This window comes from Cellulosilyticum sp. ST5, from assembly GCF_046529625.1.
GTDB lineage: Bacteria > Bacillota > Clostridia > Lachnospirales > Cellulosilyticaceae > Cellulosilyticum > Cellulosilyticum lentocellum.
In genome coordinates, this window is sequence record NZ_CP132338.1 from 2,901,605 (window position 1) to 2,925,105 (window position 23,501).

Below are 23,501 nucleotides of genomic sequence, written 5' to 3' on the forward strand. Positions count from 1 at the left end.
CATTTATTTTAAATAATTTAAAGTGTATTGTATTTTAACCTCGGTTAGTTCTTACTCAAGATGGTATTCGATTTTCCTATCATATAAGTAATTGTCTTATCCTTATCTTCTACACTATCATGATACTTAAATGGTAGTGCCGTATCCCTCTCCCAAACTAAACCAATATTATCTTGAGCAGTTAGAGGCATATCAAACATATAAACAAAATACTTTGCTTTCTTCTCCTTATCTGTGGCCTCTAGAATAGCATCTAATATCCTGGTTACCTATCATTTTTGATAACTTAATATGTCTCATATTCTCTGCCTTTTATCATTATGTTTTTCTTTCTTTGTTCGTCATACTGATTATCCTATAAGATAAGAATTAACTTACAGAAAGTAAATTCTATTGTAACCAACATATACTCTTATTTTATTACATAAAAATACGACCTCTTTTGAGGTCTTATTCTTCAAAATACCTTCCTTTATAAAAATTCTCATTTCCAAGTTTCTTTGCTGTTAGTCTAAAAATAAAATGTGCTTTTACTTAGTGTAAAAGCACATTTTATTTTTAGCATTATTCTACTTGATTTTATTAAGCTTCAAGGACTCTCTTTAGGAATTCTTTGGTTCTTTGTTCCTTTGGTGCATTAAAGATATCTTCTGGTCTGCCTTCTTCAGCTATAACGCCTTTATCCATGAAAACAACTCTATCCGATACTTCTTTGGCAAAGCCCATTTCATGGGTAACTACTAACATAGTTAAGCCGCTATCTGCTAATTCCTTCATAACCTTTAGTACTTCTCCAACCATTTCTGGGTCAAGCGCTGAGGTTGGTTCGTCAAAAAGCATCACATCTGGCTCCATAGAAAGTGCCCTAGCAATAGCTACACGTTGCTTTTGTCCACCAGAAAGCTGTTTTGGCTTAGCATGAATATATTGATCCATACCTACTATTTTTAAATACTTCATTGCAATCTTTTCTGCTTCTTCTTTGCTACGTTTTAACACCTTCATTTGTCCTACAGTACAGTTACTAAGCACATCATGATTATTAAATAAATTAAACTGCTGAAATACCATACCTAATTTCGTACGATAGGCGTAAACATCATGCTTATCATCTAAGATGTTCTCTCCATTATAAATAATTTCGCCACCACTTGGCTTTTCAAGTAAGTTAACACAACGTAGTAAAGTAGATTTACCTGAACCCGAAGACCCAATAATACATACTACTTCTCCTTTATTAACAGAGAAATCAATGTCCTTTAATACTTCGTGAGCGCCGAAGGATTTATTCAAATGTTTAATTTCTATTACTTTTTCCATATGTATCTCCTCCTTTACCCTATATCATCTCTTTATTATGCTTTAAAGCTTCTTCAGGTGTTTGTACCTGCATTTGATTACCTATCATATTATAATTCTCAGGACCATCCAGTTTCTTTTCAACATAACGAAGAATTTTAGTTACTGTATAAGTCATAATGAAGTATAAAATACACGCCACAAAGAAAGACTCAAAATATCTAAAGTTATTTCCTGCTACAGACTTAGTTTGGAAGAACAATTCATTAACACTAATAACATTAAGCACTGAAGTATCCTTAATGTTAATAACAAATTCATTACCTGTAGCTGGAAGGATATTACGAATAACCTGTGGTAATACAACATGTCTCATTGTTTGTAAGTGATTCATACCAATAGCCTGTGCTGCTTCAAATTGTCCTTTATCAACAGAAATAATGCCACCACGCACAATTTCTGCCATATAAGCACCAGTATTAATAGAAACAATAAAAATAGCTGCCCCCAGAACATTCATATCCATGCCAAAAGCCAAAGCTGAACCGTAGTAAATAACCATTGCTTGAACAATCATTGGTGTACCACGGAAAAAAGCTATGTAAGCTGACAAAATCGCATTGATTACCTTTAATAAAATACGTTTAATCCCTCTCTCTGGCATAGGCACTGTACGTACCACACCAATTAACAATCCTATTATAGAGCCTAAAATAGTACCTACCATAGAAATCAGCAGTGTTAAACCTGCACCTCTTAAGAACATAGGGCCGTTGGTTGAAATAATTTTTACAATCCACTCAAAGCTCATTTGTTTCCTCCTGTTTTTCTTAACTGCATCTATTTATGTATCCTATCAAACAAAAACTAAGGGCATGCTACCATTAGTCTCGTTTTTATTACTCTTCATTTAATTAAATCTACTTAGTTAGCAGCTGGTTGATTCACAATAGCTGTATCCATAATCGTCATACGTTCTTCTTCTGAAATACCCTTTAAGATTTCATTCACCTTAGCTGTCAAATCACTATTTTTTGCAATACCTACTGCAATAGCTGTATCATCATCTGAAGTCTCAAAGCCCTCTGTAAATTCAACCATAGCAAAGTTTGGATTTGCATTAGTCGCACTTACACCTTCTGGTCGTTCTGAAACATAACCATCAATCATACCTGATTCAAGGGCTACACGCATTGCTGGGAAGTTATCCATAGCTGATTGTTTCTCTACACCATTTATTTGATCAATAACAGTATAGTGGAAAGTATTTAATTGAGCTGTAACCTTAGCACCACTAAAATCTTGAATAGATGTAGCATTTTCATATGCACTGCCTTTTTTAATAACCATAACTAAATCAGATTTGTAATAGTTATCAGAGAAATCAATGGTTTCTTTACGTTCAGCTGTTGGTGACATACCTGCAATAATGGCATCTATTTTCCCAGAAGTAAGTGCTGGTACAAGACCATCCCATTCTGTTTTGACGATAACTAATTCTTTTCCTAATCCCTCTGCAATTTTCTTTGCGATTTCCACATCATACCCACCTGCATATTCAGCACTGCCATCAATTTTTACACCACCATTACTATCATCCATTTGCGTCCAGTTAAAAGGTGCATAACCACATTCAAGTCCTACTCTAAAAGTACTACTTTCTTCTCCTGCTTTAGTTCCCGAACCACAACCTGTAAGTAAAGTAGTTCCCATAACTACTGCTGATATTAATGCTGCTAATTTTCTCCTCATATTTTCACACTTCTTTCTTTTTTTACAATTTTTGAGAGTAAAAAAGGCACTCCACAACTAAGGACTTTACCTCATTGTAAACTGCCTAAAGATTCCTTACTCAATTTGTAGTCATTTTATCACTTTTCCGCATAAAATACAATTATTATTATTTTTAAATTATGTTATTAAATTAACAACATGATTGTTCTATATTTTATTACGCTGTTTCAAACTGCATATTATAAAGCTGAGCATATATACCATTTTCACTCATTAAAGCTTCATGTGCACCTTTTTCTGCAATACCTGCTTTCGTTAAAACGAGAATCTCATCGGCATTCCTAATAGTACTTAAGCGGTGGGCAATGACTAAGGTTGTTCTTCCTTTAGATAACTCATCTAACGACCTTTGTATATAACGTTCACTTTCATTATCTAAAGCCGAAGTTGCTTCATCTAAGATAAGTATCGGCGGATTTTTAAGAAATACCCTAGCAATGGCAATACGTTGCTTTTGTCCACCTGATAACCTTACACCTCGTTCACCTACGAAAGTATCATATCCTTCTGGAAGGCTCATAATAAAATCATGAATATTAGCTTTTTTTGCCGCCTGGGTTATTTCCTCATCACTAGCATTAGGATCTCCATAAGCAATATTTTGTTTAATGCTGCCACCAAATAAATACACATCTTGCTGCACAATACCTATGGCATCCCTTAAAGAACTTTGTGTAATATGTTTAATGTCTTTACCATCTACTAGGACCTTTCCTTCACTGACTTCATAAAAACGAGGAATCAGTGAGCAAAATGTGGTTTTACCTCCACCTGAAGGGCCTACCAATGCAACTGTTTTACCAGCTGGAATATGAATGTTCATATTACTTAACACATTCTTTTCTTCATCTGCATAACTAAAAGAAACATTTTCAAAGGTAATATCTCCTTTTACTTCTCCTATTGGTTGTGCATCTGGTTCATCATCAATTTCTGGATTAGTACGTATAACGCTTAAGAAACGTTCAAACCCTGTCATACCTTTTTGGAACTGTTCGGTGAAGTTAACTAGCTTCTCTACTGGATTTAAGTAGGTATTAATATAAAGAATATAAACCGTTAAATCGGCTAAATTCATTTCGCCTCTTGTAATAAATAATCCTCCTATTAGTACAGTAGCTAAATATAAAATGTTTTTAAAGAAGCCATTACCACTAAAATATTTACCCATAATAAGGTAGCTTTCACTCTTAGTCTCAACGAAAGCTTCATTGCCTGCTTCAAACTTTTCCATCTCTATTGCTTCATTGGCAAAAGATTTAACCACACGAATACCACCTAAAGCATCTTGTGTAATGGCATTGACCTCTGCAATCTTTTGTCTATTCTTTGCGAAAACTGCTTTCATTTTACGATTATAATAGAGGGAGAAAGCCAGCATAATAGCTGTAAAGAAAATAAGGATAAGCGTCATCTTAATATTAATCATACTTAAAATAGCGAAGGTCCCTACAATCTTTATGCAAGATATAAAAATATCCTCTGGTCCATGGTGAGCAAGCTCTGATATGTCAAAGAGGTCATTGGTAATACAAGACATTAATTTACCTGTATTGACTTCATCATAATAAGAGAATGAAAGCTTTTCTAAATGACCGAAAAGTTCCTTTCTCATGTCTGATTCCATTCTAGCCCCCATAATATGTCCCCAGGTAGTAATATAATATTGGCAGAAAAATGCGAGTATATACATGCCAAGAAGAATACTTCCTATGATGATGATAAATTTAATAATCTCACTACCATCATTTAAGACGTATACTTCATTCATTAAGAACCTTACCAAGAGAGGGAAGGTTAAATCTATACCTGAGAGAGTAAGGGCACAGCCCATATCATAATAAAACATTTTACGATACGGTTTATAGTACTTTATAAACTGTTTAATTGTGTCCATTATTTCATCTCCTACTTTTAGTTGTATCCAATGATTGTAACATAATTTGATATGAGGTATCAAATCCTAGATTCACCAATCTTTTTCTAATAATGATTATTTTATTGTTTACTTTTATCAGGCCTATCCTGAGAATGCAAACTTTCTTATTCAATAATAAAAGAGCAATTCACTTCTAAAGTGAACTGCTCTTTTATTTAGTAAGCTTTACGCTCTGCTTTTACATCGACATCTTGGTCTTTTAGTACATAGACATTAAGACCATACTGGCGTCCAAATTGGTAACATTCTTTATTACTGTTAAAGAATAAATCAACAATATTACCTTTAATAGCTCCACCTGTATCTCCAGCAATGGCAATACCATAACCTTCAACATAGATTTTTGTTCCTAGTGGAATAACCTTCGGGTCAACTGCAACCATGCCTACGAATGTAGTCATACCACTTGCAGTACGGTTACCCCATCCATCATTACCATTTGTATACGCTGTAGCTTCCATCTCATATACTTTTGTATATGCATAACTTTTTCCTGTAAATGAGTCTTTGATAGAATTCTGTACACCTTTAAGTACAATCTTTTCTGTAGGTTCTTGTGTTACATTGACATTTAAAACCTTTTCGTCAACCACTTCACCACCAAAGTAAGTTCTTTCTAGACTTACTTCTTTAAGCCCATTTTTACCTTCTTGCTTAACTTTCGTTTCACCAAATGCTAAATCAGCTGTTTCAACAACTTTTGTTTCAAAGCCGATTTGTCTTGTTTCGTTTACTGTTTCAACTTTTTTTGTCTTAACAGTAATTTTCATACCGTCTGTAATTTTTGTTTCTAAGCTAGGTTCAACTGCTAAGCCCTCAGCATTTATTAAACCTTTTGCATCAATGATATCCCCTACTGTAGTAAGTCCAGTTTTGAATTCAACTGTTTCTCCATTTTCTGTATAGCTTACTGTAGGTTTCCATCTTTCTATAGTGATTTTCATATTGTCTTCAATTTCAGTTTCTAATGCAGGTTGCACAGTATCTTTGTCACCAAGGGTAACCTTCAACTGCGTTAATAGTTCTTTTACGCTACTTGCGTCTGTTTCATATTGAGTCACTTTCCCGTCATCGACTAAAGTAATAATCTTTGACATGGATTGATAGGCTGTAATACTAACTGCACATAGCATAAACAACGCTACAATCAATAAAGCGATTCTACTTCGATTCTTCATGATATCCTCCTTAAAATGATTGTCTTGATAAAAGTTTAGTTTTATCTTTACTAATCAAAACAATTGGTCTTTCTCACTTGATCTGGTGAATCGGGCTTTACTACAACGATTTGTTAATAAATGTAATTTTTAGTTTATTGCAACTACAAATACGATTGTAATATATATTTTTTAGTTTTTCAAGCTTTTTGTAACAAGTTTTTATTTGAAAATCAGAAAATTACACCAAAATTCCACCTACACCCACGATTTATCAATGGTTTTACGCATTATAAATTTCTTTTTCAAAAAACCATTTTTAACAATTATGTAATATTTTATTAATAACTATTATATGTCCTTTTCATTATTTTTATGACACCCATCTTTTTTTATTTTATTTCATTAAAATTCTTACTCATTTGCGAGATATTTTTTCTCTTTAATATACTTTTTTTCTATTTTATTCCATATCATTTTCTTACCCTTTATAAAGCATAAGTTTAGTATTTGTATATAAAATAAAAAAACAGCTTTTTCCAAAAGCTGTTTTTTTATTTTCTTTTTTTCTCTTTTCTCCCAAGCCTTCTCGTCTAAATTCTAAATAATGTTTTAGCATTTTGACAGCTTATGCTAGCCACTTCTTCTGGGGTCACACCTTTAATTTCTGCAATTTTCTCTACTACATATTTTAAGTAAGATGAGTCATTTCTCTTTCCTCTATGAGGTACTGGTGTTAGATAAGGTGAATCTGTTTCAATGAGTATATTTTCGAGTCCAATAGTCTCCACTACCTTAACTGTTTTTTTGGCGTTTTTAAAAGTTAAAGAACCACCTATTCCTATGAAAAAACCTTTTTTAACATATTCTTTAGCGAGTTCATGACTTCCTGAAAAACAGTGAATAACACCTTCTCTTACTCCGCTTTCCATAATCAAATCAAAAGTCTCCTGCGAAGCTTCTCTACTATGAATAATTACTGGAAAATCAAGCTCTTTTGCTAAAAGAAGTTGCTTTTTAAACCATTCTCTTTGTACTTCTCTGGGTGAACTATCATAATAATAATCTAACCCTATTTCACCAATAGCTACAACCTTCTCATAACTAGCTAGCTTTCTCATTTCTTCTAAATCTTCTTCTTTTAAGCTTTTTACATCATGTGGATGTACTCCAATGCTGCAATATATAAAAGGATATTTTTTAGCTAAAGCGATACCTGTTAAACAAGAAGCCATATCTGCGGCTGCATTAACAATAAAATCAACCCCCTTAGCTTTCATCCCTTCCAGTAATTCGTAACGATCTTCATCAAAGCTTTCATCATCATAATGTGCATGTGAATCAAAATACATTTTCTTTTCTCCTTCTCATTTTCAAGCAGTATTTGTCTCTTATGCTGTTATTGTAACGGTTCTATGTCAAAATCACAAGGGTAGGCCTTTTTCTTAAGCATACATCCTGTCCATCTAAATGGTTATTTAATCTCTCCTTATTTCCATTCACTATTATATAGAAGAAACTCATACTTTTTTGTTCAAAATAACAAAAGATACCTGTTGTTATCATGCCTAACACAGGTATCTTTGTTATTCTTCTTATTGAACTGATGCATTTTCCTTTTCTAATACTTCTGTTTTATAATCAGTTCTTTTATTACTATAGAAAGCCAAAAATACAATAGCAAGTGCTGCAGCAATAGCTGATGTTAAATAAACCCTTTGGAAACCAACATTTAAAGTTATTTGAAAGCTTTCTTCTAAAACCACCTTTTTATCATCAATGGCTTTTAAATAATTATCTTTTGCTTTAGCAAAGCTATCTGGAATGGCAGCTTTTAAGCTATTCATCTTCGTAACCATATCATTCATCTGCTCCTCGGCAGTCTCAATACCTCTTAGACCTGCTTTCATTCCTTCTTGACCCTTCTTACTTTTTTCTAATTCTGTCTCTAGATTTGCTATAGCTTTTGTCAATCCTTCTTCTTTAGCTTTGAGTTGTTCTAATGATTTAACTTCTTCTAGCTCCTCAAGGACTGCTACTGGCATTTGCTTCTTTACAGCTACTGGCAGAAGGTCCGCTAAGCTCATGCCTGAAGGTAGGGTATTATTAGCACCTTGTTTACTCATCATCTCTAAAATACTTTGTAATTGAGTAAGTACTGCTTTTTGTTCTTTGATACCTGCTTCCATTCCCATAATGCCTTGACTAAGACCTGTGTAACCCTCATTTAATTTTTCCTTTTGTTTTTCTAATTCAGGTATTCCGGCATTAATACCTGCGATCCCTTGATCTATTCCTGCTTCGATAGAAGCGATCACATTAGGCGTCATCATGTCAAACATACGGCTAGAAAGTGTTTTACTATTTTCTACGATAGTCGTCACATCTGAATCCTTCATTAGATTCTCTAGGTCCTCTGGCATCTCAAAATCTGAGCTTCCATTAAAGTCAATTTTAACCGTTTGCATAGCTGTTAAATCTGGAATAATAATATCTTTTAACTTTTCTGCCATTTGAGGATTTTCTTTAAGTGTATTAAAAGTATCTGTGATTTCCTTCTCATAAGGTAAGTCTGGTACTGTTAGCTCTTGTGGTAAAAGGTTCATCACATTGCTTTGAATATTCCCTCCAGCGGCTGCAATGAAACCTACCATAATTGTAGGGGCAATAGCCGTTCCTATAGAACGCACTAAAGAAACTGTTGCAAGTGCAGAATTAGATTCTGCTTCATCTGTATTAGCCATCATCATATAGTTAATTGGCGTTCCCATAGTAAAGCCAATACCAAGTCCCGTAAATACCAAGCCTATTACAACTGTTAACATATTAGGATAGTAAGTTGTTACAAATACAAGGAATACTGATCCTACTATGGAAATAATAAAGCCAAGTGCTAAAATAAGTTTCGCTCCAAACTTATCAATAAGCTTTCCGGATACAGGAGCCGCAACCCCTGCAAATAGTCCTAAAATGATAACCAAGTAGCCACCACTACCTGTTTTAATCTTAAGTACATTCTCTGAAAATTGAGGTACGAAAATCATTCCCATCATGACAACCCCACTAATAAAAGAAATAATTAAGGTGACCACGATATTTTCATTAGTAAAGTATTTTAAATTCATAACTGGGTCTGCTGCTTTTTTCTCTATGAGCACAAATACAGGTAATAATAAAATGAAAATAAGTAAGTATGGATAGACATCTGTTGATTTCATACTATTTAAAAACTCGAAGAAATCAATATTTTTAAGTCCATAGAGTAATGACAGCACCATTACTGTAAGGGTGAGTATCCCTAAGCCATCGACCTTCTTGGTATCTCTTCTTTCACTACGAGGTAAAACAAAAATACCTGCTAAAATAATAAATAAAGTAATCGGTATATTCACATAGAAAATAAATTGCCAATTATTTTGCCCAAACAAATCTAAGATGGCACTTCCTGCAGAGGCACCAAAAATATTGGCAATACCATAAACGCCTCCTACCATACCTAAAGCCATCCCACGCTTTTCCGGCGGATAACTGGTGCCAAACTCTGCTGTAGCCACTGGTACAATGCCACCTCCACCAATAGCTTGAATTGCTCTAGCAATCAGTAGCATACTAAAGCTACCTACCTCTTGTGAAAGACCACATAAAAGTGAACCCGTACCAAAAAGCGTTACGCTTAATAGATAAACATACTTTCTACCAAACTTATCCGCAAACTTTCCCATAATCGGAATACTGGCTGCATAAGCAAGCGTATAAATGGTAATCATCCATATTCCTGTTTGCCCATCAACACCTAGGTTACTTTGAATAATAGTCCTAGCTGGTGTTACAATTCCAGTATCAATAGCTCCCATAAATATGCCTGCCAAATATATAATTGTAATTAGAACCAAATTAGGTTTTTTAATGACATTGGTCATTAACATCATCTCCATCTTTTAAATGATTAAGTACGTTCTTTGAAATAGTTCCTACTAATTTTTCAACCGTCTTTATCTCTTCTACACTCATTCCTTCAAAAATAGCAGCATTAAATTCTTTTAGAAGCTGTTCCATTTCAGTGATAATCTCCTTGCCGCTTTCACTTAAAGTAATGATTTTTTCTCTTTGATTTTCTTCATTCACCTTTCTGATAATATATCCTTTTTCTTCTAGCTTTCCTAAGGTTTTTGCTACAGCTCCTTTATCCAGTTTATAAAACTGAGCAATGCTTTCTTGATTAACACCATTGTTTTTAGCTAAAAACGTCAATACCACATGTTCTGCGCACCCCACGCCATACTTTTGAAGCTTTCTTATTAAAAAAGCATTGGAATGTCTAACAATAATAGACAGATCGTTCATGAGCATCTTAAAAACCTCCCATTGGTAACTCATTTTTATAGTTGTCAAAACAACTGTTGTCTTGGCAACTTTTATATTAGCACCTCCCGAAAAATTGTCAATATATTTTGAATATATTAATTTGTCGTTAAGAATTTACAAACCAAAAGAAAAGGCAAGCTAGACTTCTGTCTTTGCTTGCCTTAAAGGTTTTATCATCATTATTATTTATTCATGGCTTATACTACTTCCAAAGCTTCCTCATCAAAATAACGCTCCATAAGCTCTGGGTAGCATAGTTCTATAATCATTCGTTCAAAATTTTTCCAATTAGTAACACGTCTATAGTTACCTGGGGCAGTCTTGTTATGAGACCTTTCGAAAACGATAGGTGTTCCACCTGCCTTAGCAAAGTCTTCTATATTATGCATACCATCATCTAAAAGATAGTCTCCTTTAATCATGTACTTTCTTCTACAGACAATGACACGTTCTTCTGGGAAGAAAGGTAGATGTTCCTTAATCCATTCGTGCTTAGCTTCTACACTGCAGGATTGCGCTGCTGTTACAATGTACATTTCAAATAAACCACTATGATATAATCTTGTAAATACCTCTAATGCGTCTGGTGTTGGCTCTAAGTGCCTAAATAGCTCTGGTTCATGCATCACCGTTTCTACTTCTTCACCAAACACTGTATGCAGATTCCAATTATTACACTCTTCTGGGCTTATGTCTGTCTTGTATTTCTTATTATAGGCCTCTGTAACGCCCTTGATGTATTCTGCTAATACATCATCTTGGTCTATTAGTAATGTCACTTTTTTCTTTTCCACGGTGTCTCCTCCTTATTATTGTCCTCTTATTTTATAAGCGAATTTATTATCATTTTATTATACAATCTTTATTTTAGTTCCTAGTTTTTAGTGCTTCTCATAAAAAATATTCTTATATGTAAAGCTTTACTTCATTTAACACTAAAAGGGCATTGACTATGCAACGCCCTTTCCTTCTAATAAATATGCCACATACCACCTAAACTAATCCACTCAGCATACTTCTCTGGAATTAAAAAGCCTGAATAAATAGGATAGCAAAATGCAAACACAAGTACTGCTATAATACCATACCATAGATAAATAGGTTTTTTACTGGCTTCATCTAAAGTCTTAATAAGTCCTACTAAAGCTAAAATCATCAGAGGTACGACTGGGAAGTAGTGGTATAAATACATAATGCGAGGTACAAGCATATAAGGTACATATACCGCTAATATAGCAGCTACTAAAAAGCTATATTGCTTACTTCTCTCTAGAATCATTTCTTTAACAGCGTAAATCATAGCTACAATCCCTGTCCACCAAATGAACGGATTACTAAAAAGGGCTATACTAGACACCATCCCCTCTGCTACCTGACCATCATAATACCATACTGGCTTATAACCAATCGGCCAAAAATACCATGGTGAACTAAAGGGGTGTGTTGCATTAAGTTGTGAGTGATACTCGTACATTCTTACTTGTTCATTACACAGAAACTGTACAAAGCTATCTTGCCCGCTAATCAAGTAATAAGGAATAAATGAAACCACGTAAATTGTAATCGGAACTACACCAAAGAAAATAAAGCAACTTAATACGATTTTCTTACTTTGGCTCCTCCAATTTCCATAGCTTGTAGCCGACTTTGAACGTATAAATAAATCTACAAAGAAAATAACGGCTAGGCCTATAGCTGCATAAGCACCATTCCACTTAGTAGCCATGGCCATCCCTAGGAATATCCCTGAACCAAATAATTGGAGTAGTTTCTTACCTAAAGAACCTTCTGTCTTACACGAAATATATTGGTACATAAATAAATAGGACAAAAGAATAAACAATACAAGGAAGCTATCCACTGTCCCAATCCTCGTCTGTACAAAATGCATCCCATCTGCTGCAAAAAGAATCATGGCTAAAGCTGCGTATTTAGTAGATCCAAAAAGTCTTTTAGCAAATACATAGATAACAAGTAACATCAACAAACCTGCTATATTTCCCATCAATCTATAAGCAAATGGATTCATACCTAAATATTTAATAGGAATACTCATGATTAACTTGCCTAATTGCGGATGGGTCCATTCATAAATGTCCATACCATGAACAAACTCATAAGCTGTACGTCCATGATAAATCTCATCGAAATACGTAGAGTTCAAATAACTAATTTCTCCTGGAACTACCTTTGCTTCATCAACAACTGCTTCTGCTCCCTCTAGGGCTGTCACCGGTAATACCTGGCCTGCTTCATTATACAAAGCTATTTCTCCAATAATACCGTAAGGTGCTTCTGCTTCAATGGCTAAATAACGTATATCTGCATCTATTTCTAAATCTTCCCAAGCAAAAACCCGTTTTTGTTCTAAATCACTTAGAAATTCATAACCTACATTATCTTCTGATGTATAAAGTTTAAATTTACCAAAGCGGGCACCACTATAATGTCTTATCTTACTTACATGAACCTGATCTCCTAAATCTACTACAATACGAGCATTATTTTCTTCAGGTCCCCAAAAGCTTTGTGGATTCTCCATGCTTCCTAAATTAAAAAAGGATAAAACACCATATATCAGCACAATACAAAGCATCCAAAAGCTATCCTTCAAGGTCAAATTATATTCTTTTTTAGGCATAAAAATCATTTTTCTTCTTTAGTAGCCTCCTATCTAAGCGCTACTAAATCCTCCTTATCATCTGATATTCCTGCGCCTAATGTTCCTATTCACTCTTTATTCACCTTAAAGTAAATCATTAAGCATACTCCATTATGCAAATTATACCCCATATTCTAACTTTATTAAAGGTAGAGTTTAAATTTATTCTGGTTGCACAGCTACTACCCTACATTTAATCCCTGTTGCCTCTGGATCTTCATGCCACATAGTGAGCATCTTACATACTGACTGAGGTTCAATGGCACTTAAATTAGTTAAATTCTCAATGACAAAAGTGCCATACTTTAAGAAAAGCTTGTCTGCTTCTACATGATCCTTTCCTTTTCTTAAATCCGGTGCATCAATCCCTACAAATTTAACACGTTCCATAGCCAATTCTTGAATAAGCTCCCAAGAAAATTGGGTGCTGCTACTAAAATATAAACCACTACCATAAGGATGCCTTTCAATAGAACCTGTGCGGAACATGACAAAGTCTCCTGGTTTCACATAATCTAAATCTACATCATCAATGGTTATTTCCCTATCTTTAATATGACTCACATCAAATAATACGCCTCTAGTTTGCATATATTCTAGTGGTAATTGTACTTCTCCATATATATCAAAATGAGTACCTACATGGCCCATTACAATATGTTTCTTTAACTGAACTTCTGCTTGTTTATAAACACGATTACTTTTCTTTACCTGTAATGTTAAATCAATATACCTCACATCATGTCCCCCTCTTTTATTGTCCTTATCATCATTATACCGATTTTTCCATTTTCTGTCTATGTCACACCATAGAAAAAGCATCTCTATGAGAGATGCTTTTCATGTACTAGATTTTTAATCCACTTATTAGAACGTAATCTGAAATATTCAAATGGGACCTTAATCATTTCCTCTGTGCAAACAAGGAAAAATACGCTATAAACAGGCCACTTGAGTGCGAGTGCGCCTATAAACGCCAATGGTACTGAATAAAGCCAAATCGTACCGGCTTGTACTAGCATGGAGTAAGTGGTGTCTCCGCCTCCTCTAAATACACCGATAATCATAATGGCATTAAACGAACGCAGTGGCATAAAGATAGCCATAGTTCTTAAAACCAGTATAGCTGCTTTATAGGTCTCTGGCTGAATGTTAAACCATCTCAGGATTGTTGGGGCCGAGATCCATATACCAATACCTAATATAATCCCTATAACTGGTGTTAGCTTAGCTACTTTATGTGCATAATCTTTAGCAACCGCTTCTTCTTCTGCACCGATTTTATTCCCTATCATAATGGCTGCCGCTGTTCCTACTCCCGTAAGAAAAATAAAAAACATATTGATAAGCGTGCTAGAAATTTGCATGGTAGCAGAAGCATTAGTACTTATTTTAGCATAAGCTACTGAATAAGCTGCTGAGCCTACTGAAAAAACAAGTTCATTAGTAATAACAGACCATGATGTTTTAAAATAAACACCTACTGTTTTTAAACTAAAGCTATATAATTCTTTTAGTTTGGCTGCTACTTTATTTTTAGTAAAGTAAACAATACTTACTATAAAAACAACCTCCACTAAACGTGCTAACATTGTTGCTAATGCCGCTCCCTCTACTCCCATCGCAGGTGCACCAAGCTTTCCGAAGATGAAAACCCAGTTTAAAATAATATTTACACCTACTCCTATTAAGCTTGCAAACATAGGTAATTTTGTTTGACCTGTACTCCTTAATGCAGAAGAATAGGCTTGGGTAAAATTCATAAATAAACAACTAACGGCTACAATCTTTAAATAGTTAACGCCTAAGGCGACAACTGCTGCATCATCTGACATAATATCCATAATCACTTCTGGAAAGAAGAATGCCATTATAGCAAATAAGCTAGCAGCTACAAAACCTACAGTTAAATCTATCCCTAGAAAGGTCTTAATTCCCTGTAAATCTTTCTTTCCCCAATATTGAGCCATAAATACACTGGCTCCAGCATTAATCCCTAATATGCAAAGCGTAAAAATAAACATATATTGATTAGCGAGTCCTACTGCAGAAATAGCTGTCTCTTGTAAGCTTCCTACCATCATAGTATCCACTAAATTAAGGGATGAGGTCACAAAGCTTTGAAGTGTAATAGGTACTGCTAAAGTAAGCATTGTACTTAGAAATACCTTATCCTTAAATATCTTTTTCATATCGCTCCCCTTTCTATAAATCAGTTTACTAAAAAGCAAAAAGAGCAAATGGGTTGTTAGCCGCCCATCTGCTCTTTTTTTATGTGTTATCACTTTTCATTTAATACTGCTTTGTTTTAACCAGAGTACATTTTCATATAAAAGCGAATAAATGTCAATAGCTAATTGAAATTTTTATGTTAATAGGATCTAGATATTATTTCCAGTTTTCCTTTTTTCCCCTATAAACTAATGACTTCACGTGCTATACTGTACTTAAAAGTTTGCGTAACTATTTAAGAAAACAGGAGGTATACGTATGGGAATTTTTGGAGGTACCAAATCTACTAACACTAAGTATTTTGAACGTTTTTTAACAGAAGGTGAAGAAATTGAAGCCGTTTATCGTTTAGTAGTAGACGAAATGTGTTTTACTAATAAACGTATTATTTTCTTTGATAAGAACGCCTTCTCTACTAAAAAAGGAAAGGTATCTATTCCTTATCGTAGTATTTCTCATTATATGATTGAAGATGACGGTATCCTAGACAGAGATATAGAGATTAAGCTTATTGTTCATAACGAAGAATTTATACTTAAGTTTTCTAAGGGTTGTGACTTTATAGAAATTGAAAAACTCCTTACCTTCTATGTATGTGATTAAAACTTCTTAAATCAAAATAAGGTGCCAAGTACAAATATGCAACTTGGCACCTTATTTTCTATTGAAACTAAACTTCTTATTTTAAAAGGCTACCATATCTTCTTGTTGTTCTTCTGCTTTCACTATACTTTTTACATAAAATATTGGTCCATCACCTTCATATACTTCAGCTGGTTCCCAACGGATTTCACCTAGTATTTCTATACTATCCTTATTTTGAAAACGTGGTTTCCCAATATTTTTACAATATAATCCCATAAATGCAATATCATCCTCACAGCATGGCATGGCAAATCGGCCAAAGTTAAAGCAGTCCTTTGGATCTGTGGGCTGCTGAAAAAATAAGCCTCTTACCTTTATCTTTTTCCTCATGTAATGTTCAGGATGATCCCACAAATCAATATACCAAGTCCCATAGTGTTCTTTTGCAACATCGATTAATTCTGCACTTAAATCATAGGGTAATTCTTCCTCAATGGGCTCCATTACAAAATCTTTAGAACTAGTGAATAACCTTGCTTGCCCATTAATAGATTTCACAGCACCTCTTAATAATGCTAGATTAGTTGTAGGTAAGCAGCGATTAATAATAACCAGGTCTGCTATTTTAAAATGTTCTATCATCAGTGATCTCATATTATTCATGTAAAGCTCAAAGGTTTCTCCATTAACTAGAACCAAGCTTTGATATAAAAACCAGTTTTCCGGTAAGGTTACATCAAAGGCACTTTCTAAATTCCACATCCCATTAAATTCAATAACAACACGCTGTGGCTCATAAGTGTTTGCTAACTCTTCCAATAATTCACTTGTAAATGCTTCTTCCTCTTCAAGGTTAATTAGGGTAATATGATTCTTTTGAAATAGTGCTTTATTGTACTCCTCCACGCCTTCTTCGCAGCAAATAACAAGTGTATTTTTCCCATCAGCGAAAGCTGGCTTTTCTAAAAGACTTTCAATAAAAGCCGTTTTCCCCGCTTCTAGCAAGCCATTAAATAAAAATATTGGAATTCTCATATGATCTTCTCTCTTTCTCTCAGTATTCTCCTAGTAATTCTTTAAGTCCTGCTTCATCTAGCTTTGTACCTATTATACATAAGCGGCCTGTATAATCTGCTGCTTCTTCCCTTATTTCATACTCTCCCGGCACCATATCAAAACAGAACCAATTCCCCTCTTTGTCTTGCAAAATACCTTTGGCTCGTAAGATAACACCATATGTCTCTGTATGAGCTAGCTTTTCTAAAATAGTTCTTATTTCCTCTTTATCAAAACGTCGTGGTGTTTCCATTCCCCAACTAGTGAATACCTCATCTGCATGATGATGCCCGTGTTCATGATGGTAATCATGCCCACAACTACAGCTTTCATCATGTTTATGATGATGTTCCTCCTTCTCACTTTCAGCATGATGCTTACAGTCACAATGCTCATCATGATCATGTCCTTCTTCGTCATGATGTTCATGATGATGTTTATCTTCATGGTGATCATGTTCATGATGATGCCCTCCACAATGTGGACATATCTCTTCCTCTTCTAATAACTCCCTTTCTAAATAATTGCCACTTTCCATAACAGCTAATAACTTATCACCTGTAATCTCTTCCCAAGCAGTAGTTACAATCGCAGCTTCTGCATTACGCGTTTTAATAAGCTTAACAGTTTCATGCAATTTTTCTTCTGAGCAGTTTTGGCTACGACTTAAAATAATAGTACTAGCACTTTCTATTTGGTTATTAAAGAATTCGCCAAAATTCTTCATGTACATCTTACATTTTAGGGCATCCACTACTGCTACCTTGCAATTAAGACTTACTTCATTTCCTAATGCCACTTGTTTAACAGCTTTAATGACATCTGAAAGTTTACCTACTCCAGATGGTTCAATAATAACTCTGTCTGGATTATACTTTTCTAATACCTCTTTTAATGCAGTGCCAAAATCCCCTACTAATGAACAGCAAATACATCCGGAGTTCATTTCTGTAATCTCTACACCCCCTTCTTTTAAAAATCCACCATCTATACCAATCTCACCAAATTCATTCTCTATAAGCACAAGCTTCTCACCCTTAAAGCCTTCTTTAATGAGTTTTTTAATAAGCGTTGTTTTCCCTGCTCCCAAAAAGCCTGATATAATATCTATTTTTGTCATGTGTATAACCTCCCTATCTTATCAAAATATCTATGACCTAGTTCACATGCATTTCAATTATATGACTTAATTATGGGTATATCAAATATTTTTATACATTAATCAGAAATAAACATACTAATTCTCGGATAAATTCTTTATCATATGCTTATGTTTATATATGATTTTTACGAAGATGTTTGTTAAGGAACTCATAATAGGAGAATTACGATTTTAACCAAGCACAAACAACTCTTATAGAAATAGCAGCCATAATCAATAAAAAGGTGGATTGAATCCACCTTTTTATTGATTTATTTCATTGTAAAGTTCAGTAAGCTTTTCATAAGGTTGGGTTCCAAACTCTTTATGTAGCATTGCTTTAATATGCTTATAGGCTTTCAAGGCTTCTTGGGGCTTGCCAATTTTAATAAGCATATCAATAAAGTAATAATAAATTTCTTCGTCAAATTGTTCTTTTTGTAAAACACTACGACAAATAGAATGAATCTCCTCATATTTTTCTTGCTCTTGCAAAATCTTTAGAGTGCTGTGTAAAGCTTTTATATATAAACTATGATAATAGGTCTGAGTAGAAAACATCCATTGCTCTGGTACAGTCCCTTGTAAAAAGTCCCCTTTATAAAGCTTTAAGGCCTTTTTATAAAGAATCAGTCTTTGCACTTTTGTGATTTCTTCTTTATCTGCTTTTTTACATAGTCTCTCGAACTCATTGCAATCAATACGGCAAATATACCCTTTATTCCAATGATAAGTACCACCACTTTGTACAATTAATTCTCTAGCATAGGGAACCTGTAGCTTTTGCAGTGTTTCTCTTAAACGATACGATAAAGTTTTAAGCGCATAGTTAGGTTTTTCAACCTCTTCTCCTGGCCAAAGTACTTCGATTAATTCTTGTTGAGTAATCTCTTTATCCTTAAACACAATAAGGTACTGTAACATAAGCCACATTTTTTTTGAACGATTCATAGTTGAGGTAATGCTTTTATCACCAATAGCAATCTTAAAATCCCCTAGCATAGAAATTTCTATAATAGAATGATCTTTAGCCCTATTATATTCCCAAACAACCCTATTTTTCCCCATTCCCTTAGCCCAATATAAATGTCTATCAACTATATCAATGAGATCATCAAGTACCTCACCTTCTTTGGGTGACTTAGTCATCCCACCTATACTTACAGTCACTTTCTTAGCAATAGTTGATTGACTATGAGGTATATTCAGATTTTCTACTGCTTGCCTAAGCTTTTCTGCTATTATTAATGCCTCTTCTTTTTCCGTTCCTAGTAAAATAACAATAAACTTCTCTCCACTATATCTACAAACATAATCACTTTTATTAGGAAGATTTTTGCTAACAGTTCTAGCAATATTTTTAAGAACTTCATCTCCTTTAAGGTGTCCATAATAATCATTATATTGTTTAAAGTAATCGACATCCAAAAGCATGGCTGTAAAAGCATATTGCTTACTTATTGCCTTCTTCCACTCAATATCTGTGTGTCTATCATAACTTCGTCTATTACCTATCCCTGTTAGTCCATCTAGCATAGCCAAATTCTCTATTTCTTTACGATATAGATAAAGGTCACTATGGGCTTTAACTCTAGCTTTTACAATAATAGGATTAAAGGGTTTTATAATATAATCAACTGCCCCTAGGCTAAAACCTCTTTCTTCGCTTTCATCATCTGTAAGGCTCGTAATGAAAATAACGGGGATGTCTTTCGTACTATCTATTGATTTTAATTTCTTAATCACTTCAAAGCCATCCATCTCTGGCATAATAATATCTAATAAAATTAAAATGGGTGCTTGCTCAATTGCCTGTTTTATACCTTCTTTTCCATTTTTACAAATAGAAACCTTATAATCTTTAGCCAATATATTACTTAAAATTTTTATATTTGCCACGCTATCATCAATAATTAAAATACGCTCCATTGTCGTGCCTCCAGACTTGTTCTAGTCTTATTATAGCAGATAAATATTTAATAATTATTAATTTTAAATTATTTCTAACAAATAATTTATCTTCGTTCTAAAAAAATCCCCTGTAAGACCCATACTCTTTTGAGTATCTGACTTACAGGGGATTTACTATCATTTATTTTACTACTGCTCCACTTACCATTTCACCAAGAGGGCCTACTGCAACTAAGTTACCGTTATCATCTGATGCACAAAGTACCATACCTTGTGAAAGGATGCCACGAAGTTTAACTGGTTTAAGGTTCGTTACAACCACTACCTTTTTACCTACGAACTCTTCTGGTGAATAATAAGCGGCAATACCTGATACGATTTGTCTTACTTCGTCACCTATTTTAATCTTAGATACAAGAAGTTTATCAGCTTTTGGTACTTTCTCACATTCGATTACTTCACCAATTTTAAGCTCAACCTTTGCAAAGTCATCAATCGTGATTTCTGCTACTTCTTCTATCTTTTCTTCTTTTTTAACTTCTGCTTTTTTGCTGTCTTTAGCTTTTGCTTCTTCTTTTTGCTCAGCTGTTGGTGCTTCTGCTTCAAGAATGGCAAGTTCCTTTTCTTTATCAATACGAGGGAACATATTTTCACCTTTTTTAGCTGCTACAGTTCTTGAAAGTGCTCCAAAGTTATGAATAGAATCCCAAGCTGTTAATTCGCCTCTTACAATGCCAAATTGTGCCCAGATTTTTTCTGGTGTTTGTGGCATAAAGGGTTCAATCATAATGCTGACAATACGAATCACTTCTGAAAGAGTATAAAGTACACCTGCAAGTTTAGCATGGTTAGCTTCATCTTTTGCAAGTACCCAAGGCATTGTTTCATCAATATATTTATTCATTCTTCTAATGATTACCCAAATGTCTTCAAGGGCATTGTTGAAGAAAAGTTTTTCCATACTGCTTTCCATTTTAGCAATTTGCTCTTTAACAACCTTTTGTACATCCACGTCAAATTCATTACTTTCTTGCAGCTCTGGTAGTGTGCCAAAGTATTTTTCGATCATCGCTACTGTTCTTGATGTTAAGTTACCAAGGTCATTAGCAAGGTCTGAGTTGATTCTTGAAATAAGGGCTTCATTAGAGAAGTTACCATCTTGACCAAAGGCAATCTCACGAAGTAAGAAATAACGGATTGCATCGCTACCATAACGACCTACGAGTACACTAGGATCTACTACTGTCCCTTGTGATTTACTCATTTTCCCACCGTTAATAACTAACCAACCGTGACCAAAGATTTGTTTTGGAAGTGGTAAATCTAATGCCATAAGCATTGCTGGCCAAATAATAGTATGGAAACGAACGATTTCTTTTCCTACTAAGTGTACATCTGCTGGCCAGAACTTTTTAAAGTTACTGTCATCAGCTTGAAGGTAGCCAAGTGCTGAGATGTAGTTTGATAACGCATCCAGCCATACATATACCACGTGACCTGGATCGAATTCTACTGGAATACCCCATTTAAAAGATGTACGAGATACACATAAATCTTCAAGACCTGGGCGAAGGAAGTTATTAAGCATTTCGTTTTGTCTTGTATTTGGTTGAATGAAATCAGGATTTTCTTCAATATGCTTAATGAGTCTATCTTGGTAAGCTGATAATTTAAAGAAATAAGATTCTTCCTTTACTTTTTCTACTGGTCTACCACAGTCTGGACATTTGCCATCTACTAATTGGTGTTCTGTAAAGAAGCTTTCACATGGTGTACAGTAAAGACCTTCATATTCACTTTTGTAAATATCACCTTTGTCATAAAGCTTTTTAAAGATTTTTTGAACTGTTTCTTCATGTTCTTTATCTGTTGTACGGATAAATTTATCATAAGAAATGTCCATTGTTTTCCACAAGTCTTTAATCCAGTCAACGATATGATCCACAAACGCCTGTGGAGTAACACCATCTTCTGCTGCTCTTCTTTCGATTTTTTGCCCATGTTCATCTGTTCCTGTTAAGAACATGACATCATAACCACGAAGACGTTTATATCTGGCCATAGCATCAGCTGCTACTGTTGTGTAGGAATGTCCAATATGAAGCTTGTTACTTGGATAATAAATTGGTGTTGTAATGTAATACGTTGGTTTACTCATTTAAATGCTCCTTTTCTTATATGATTATTTTATATAGTAGTTTTTCTTATTTATTTAGTTTTAATCTATCATTTAAAAACTAACTACTACTACAAAAATGAACTGTTTAATGGAATTTAGTGAAACGCCTAAGTAAATGAGATTCTAATCCTTCATTAAAAACAATCAAAAAACCTCGTCCTCATAACAAACTGTTATAGAGGCGAGGTCATCACACGCGTTACCACTCTACTTCACTTATACCTTACAATATAAGTCTCATTAAGTACTTCCACTCTACTCTTAAGGTTTTCATTTCTTTTTTCTTTAAAAGTCATTTGGAGTTATACTCTTTCGCTATAACAGGCGAAACCTGTTGCAGCCTAAATCCTAGGATCGTCGGTGCACCATTCCGAGGCCATGTTCAGTTTAATTTTCCTTGCTTCTTCTCAGCTCCCGAAGCTCTCTTTAAAAGATCCTTAAACCTACTCTTCTCTTCACTATGTTTAACTATTTAACTTGTGTTATTTTATCATAGTTTACCCAATATTTCAATATATAATCTCTCACCTATTCAATTGCTAGCTGACTACCTTTAAGCTCAATAGATGTTCAAAATGTTTTACTGCCACACTAGCTACTCGCGGATCATACATCCTACCTATATTAGATTGTATTTCATTTTTGCAATATTCTATAGATAAAGTTTCTCTATAAGCTCTTTTACTAGTCATAGCATCTATGGAATCACAAACCGCTATGATTCTAGCTTCTAAAGGAATATTTTCTTTTTCTAAGCCATAGTAGCCTTTACCATCCCATCTTTCATGATGATAAAGAACGACATCACTTAATGGCTTAAGTGCTTCCGATTTTTTCAAAATATTAGCTCCTATAGAAGTATGACGTTTCATACATTCCCACTCTTCTTCAGTTAGCTTACCTGGCTTATTTAAAATATGATCAGGAATACCTATTTTCCCAATATCATGTATATGACTTGCTATATGCACCGTTGCTTTTACACTATCTTTTTCACCTAAATAATCGCATAATAAATCAGCCATTCCTCCTACTCTTCTGGAATGATTAGCTGTATAGGTATCTTTGGCATCTAATGCCGTAACAATACTTTCAATCACATCATAATAAGCAAATTGGTTATTTAGTAAAGACGGCATATTTGTGTTCACGTCATTTCCTTCTTTCATCCAGTCTAATAG

Annotated in this window: 19 protein-coding genes and 1 other annotated feature; of the genes, 1 reads left to right on the plus strand and 18 read right to left on the minus strand. The window is 34.2% G+C overall.

Going from position 1 to position 23,501, the window contains the following annotated elements; genetic code table 11:
- Positions 1-44: 44 nt before the first annotated feature.
- The 13 genes from QTL86_RS14340 to QTL86_RS14400 all read right to left on the minus strand — a co-directional run bounded on the left by QTL86_RS14340 (position 45) and on the right by QTL86_RS14400 (position 15,408).
- Positions 45-200, minus strand: a complete 156-nt coding sequence (locus QTL86_RS14340) for a hypothetical protein (protein ID WP_410495225.1) — start codon at positions 198-200, stop codon at positions 45-47.
- A gap of 382 nt (positions 201-582) precedes the next feature.
- Complete coding sequence (locus tag QTL86_RS14345) at positions 583-1,320, minus strand: amino acid ABC transporter ATP-binding protein (protein ID WP_013655685.1); 738 nt, start codon at positions 1,318-1,320, stop codon at positions 583-585.
- Between the two features lie 19 nt (positions 1,321-1,339).
- Positions 1,340-2,110, minus strand: a complete 771-nt coding sequence (locus QTL86_RS14350) for an amino acid ABC transporter permease (RefSeq protein WP_410495226.1) — start codon at positions 2,108-2,110, stop codon at positions 1,340-1,342.
- A 113-nt stretch (positions 2,111-2,223) separates the two neighbouring features.
- Entirely contained in the window at positions 2,224-3,051 is an 828-nt protein-coding gene (locus QTL86_RS14355; RefSeq protein ID WP_127065666.1) for a transporter substrate-binding domain-containing protein, read from the minus strand.
- Between the two features lie 199 nt (positions 3,052-3,250).
- A complete protein-coding gene (locus QTL86_RS14360; protein ID WP_410495227.1) occupies positions 3,251-4,990 on the minus strand; it encodes an ABC transporter ATP-binding protein in 1,740 nt (579 codons plus the stop codon).
- A 197-nt stretch (positions 4,991-5,187) separates the two neighbouring features.
- Positions 5,188-6,210, minus strand: a complete 1,023-nt coding sequence (locus tag QTL86_RS14365) for a 3D domain-containing protein (RefSeq protein WP_127065664.1) — start codon at positions 6,208-6,210, stop codon at positions 5,188-5,190.
- A 572-nt stretch (positions 6,211-6,782) separates the two neighbouring features.
- Positions 6,783-7,541: a TatD family hydrolase gene (locus QTL86_RS14370; RefSeq protein WP_127065663.1), complete on the minus strand. Its 759-nt coding sequence runs from the start codon at positions 7,539-7,541 to the stop codon at positions 6,783-6,785.
- A gap of 243 nt (positions 7,542-7,784) precedes the next feature.
- Positions 7,785-10,124, minus strand: a complete 2,340-nt coding sequence (locus QTL86_RS14375; protein ID WP_410495228.1) for an MFS transporter — start codon at positions 10,122-10,124, stop codon at positions 7,785-7,787.
- Complete coding sequence (locus QTL86_RS14380; protein WP_243118646.1) at positions 10,093-10,539, minus strand: MarR family winged helix-turn-helix transcriptional regulator; 447 nt, start codon at positions 10,537-10,539, stop codon at positions 10,093-10,095. Before QTL86_RS14380 ends, QTL86_RS14375 begins: the two co-directional genes overlap by 32 nt.
- Positions 10,540-10,751: 212 nt before the next feature.
- On the minus strand, positions 10,752-11,348 hold the full coding sequence (locus QTL86_RS14385) for a 5' nucleotidase, NT5C type (protein ID WP_410495229.1): 597 nt from the start codon (positions 11,346-11,348) through the stop codon (positions 10,752-10,754).
- Between the two features lie 176 nt (positions 11,349-11,524).
- Positions 11,525-13,195, minus strand: coding sequence for a phospholipid carrier-dependent glycosyltransferase (locus QTL86_RS14390; protein ID WP_410495230.1), 1,671 nt, complete (start codon positions 13,193-13,195; stop codon positions 11,525-11,527).
- A 183-nt stretch (positions 13,196-13,378) separates the two neighbouring features.
- Complete coding sequence (locus tag QTL86_RS14395) at positions 13,379-13,954, minus strand: cyclase family protein (protein WP_190283508.1); 576 nt, start codon at positions 13,952-13,954, stop codon at positions 13,379-13,381.
- Positions 13,955-14,040: 86 nt separating this feature from the next.
- Positions 14,041-15,408 (minus strand): MATE family efflux transporter, encoded by a 1,368-nt coding sequence (locus QTL86_RS14400; RefSeq protein ID WP_410495231.1) that lies wholly within the window; start codon positions 15,406-15,408, stop codon positions 14,041-14,043.
- A 298-nt stretch (positions 15,409-15,706) separates the two neighbouring features.
- On the opposite strand from QTL86_RS14400, the gene QTL86_RS14405 reads away from it, so the two are divergent.
- Complete coding sequence (locus QTL86_RS14405) at positions 15,707-16,051, plus strand: PH domain-containing protein (RefSeq protein ID WP_410495232.1); 345 nt, start codon at positions 15,707-15,709, stop codon at positions 16,049-16,051.
- Between the two features lie 81 nt (positions 16,052-16,132).
- Here the strand turns inward: QTL86_RS14405 and QTL86_RS14410 are convergent, their stop codons facing one another.
- The 5 genes from QTL86_RS14410 to QTL86_RS14430 form a co-directional block, all read right to left on the minus strand.
- The gene (locus tag QTL86_RS14410) at positions 16,133-17,068 is read right to left on the minus strand and encodes a GTP-binding protein (protein ID WP_127065656.1); all 936 of its coding nucleotides are present in this window, start codon (positions 17,066-17,068) and stop codon (positions 16,133-16,135) included.
- A gap of 19 nt (positions 17,069-17,087) precedes the next feature.
- Positions 17,088-18,209 (minus strand): CobW family GTP-binding protein, encoded by a 1,122-nt coding sequence (locus QTL86_RS14415; protein WP_410495233.1) that lies wholly within the window; start codon positions 18,207-18,209, stop codon positions 17,088-17,090.
- A gap of 285 nt (positions 18,210-18,494) precedes the next feature.
- Positions 18,495-20,159 carry a diguanylate cyclase gene (locus QTL86_RS14420; protein WP_410495234.1) on the minus strand — a complete coding sequence of 555 codons (1,665 nt, stop codon included), beginning with the start codon at positions 20,157-20,159 and terminating at the stop codon, positions 18,495-18,497.
- A gap of 163 nt (positions 20,160-20,322) precedes the next feature.
- A complete protein-coding gene (gene metG, locus QTL86_RS14425) occupies positions 20,323-22,299 on the minus strand; it encodes a methionine--tRNA ligase (RefSeq protein WP_410495235.1) in 1,977 nt (658 codons plus the stop codon).
- Between the two features lie 195 nt (positions 22,300-22,494).
- Positions 22,495-22,788, minus strand: a binding site (T-box leader).
- Positions 22,789-22,859: 71 nt separating this feature from the next.
- The gene (locus tag QTL86_RS14430) at positions 22,860-23,471 is read right to left on the minus strand and encodes an HD-GYP domain-containing protein (protein WP_127065652.1); all 612 of its coding nucleotides are present in this window, start codon (positions 23,469-23,471) and stop codon (positions 22,860-22,862) included.
- Positions 23,472-23,501: the final 30 nt, after the last annotated feature.

Excerpts from the sequence above, each read along its gene's own strand:
- QTL86_RS14340 (WP_410495225.1), bottom strand. The coding sequence starts at position 200 with ATGTTTGATATGCCTCTAACTGCTCAAGATAATATTGGTTTAGTTTGG.
- QTL86_RS14345 (WP_013655685.1), bottom strand. The coding sequence starts at position 1,320 with ATGGAAAAAGTAATAGAAATTAAACATTTGAATAAATCCTTCGGCGCT.
- QTL86_RS14350 (WP_410495226.1), bottom strand. The coding sequence starts at position 2,110 with ATGAGCTTTGAGTGGATTGTAAAAATTATTTCAACCAACGGCCCTATG.
- QTL86_RS14355 (WP_127065666.1), bottom strand. The coding sequence starts at position 3,051 with ATGAGGAGAAAATTAGCAGCATTAATATCAGCAGTAGTTATGGGAACT.
- QTL86_RS14360 (WP_410495227.1), bottom strand. The coding sequence starts at position 4,990 with ATGGACACAATTAAACAGTTTATAAAGTACTATAAACCGTATCGTAAA.
- QTL86_RS14365 (WP_127065664.1), bottom strand. The coding sequence starts at position 6,210 with ATGAAGAATCGAAGTAGAATCGCTTTATTGATTGTAGCGTTGTTTATG.
- QTL86_RS14370 (WP_127065663.1), bottom strand. The coding sequence starts at position 7,541 with ATGTATTTTGATTCACATGCACATTATGATGATGAAAGCTTTGATGAA.
- QTL86_RS14375 (WP_410495228.1), bottom strand. The coding sequence starts at position 10,124 with ATGGAGATGATGTTAATGACCAATGTCATTAAAAAACCTAATTTGGTT.
- QTL86_RS14380 (WP_243118646.1), bottom strand. The coding sequence starts at position 10,539 with ATGCTCATGAACGATCTGTCTATTATTGTTAGACATTCCAATGCTTTT.
- QTL86_RS14390 (WP_410495230.1), bottom strand. The coding sequence starts at position 13,195 with ATGCCTAAAAAAGAATATAATTTGACCTTGAAGGATAGCTTTTGGATG.
- QTL86_RS14400 (WP_410495231.1), bottom strand. The coding sequence starts at position 15,408 with ATGAAAAAGATATTTAAGGATAAGGTATTTCTAAGTACAATGCTTACT.
- QTL86_RS14405 (WP_410495232.1), top strand. The coding sequence starts at position 15,707 with ATGGGAATTTTTGGAGGTACCAAATCTACTAACACTAAGTATTTTGAA.
- QTL86_RS14410 (WP_127065656.1), bottom strand. The coding sequence starts at position 17,068 with ATGAGAATTCCAATATTTTTATTTAATGGCTTGCTAGAAGCGGGGAAA.
- QTL86_RS14415 (WP_410495233.1), bottom strand. The coding sequence starts at position 18,209 with ATGACAAAAATAGATATTATATCAGGCTTTTTGGGAGCAGGGAAAACA.
- QTL86_RS14420 (WP_410495234.1), bottom strand. The coding sequence starts at position 20,159 with ATGGAGCGTATTTTAATTATTGATGATAGCGTGGCAAATATAAAAATT.
- metG (WP_410495235.1), bottom strand. The coding sequence starts at position 22,299 with ATGAGTAAACCAACGTATTACATTACAACACCAATTTATTATCCAAGT.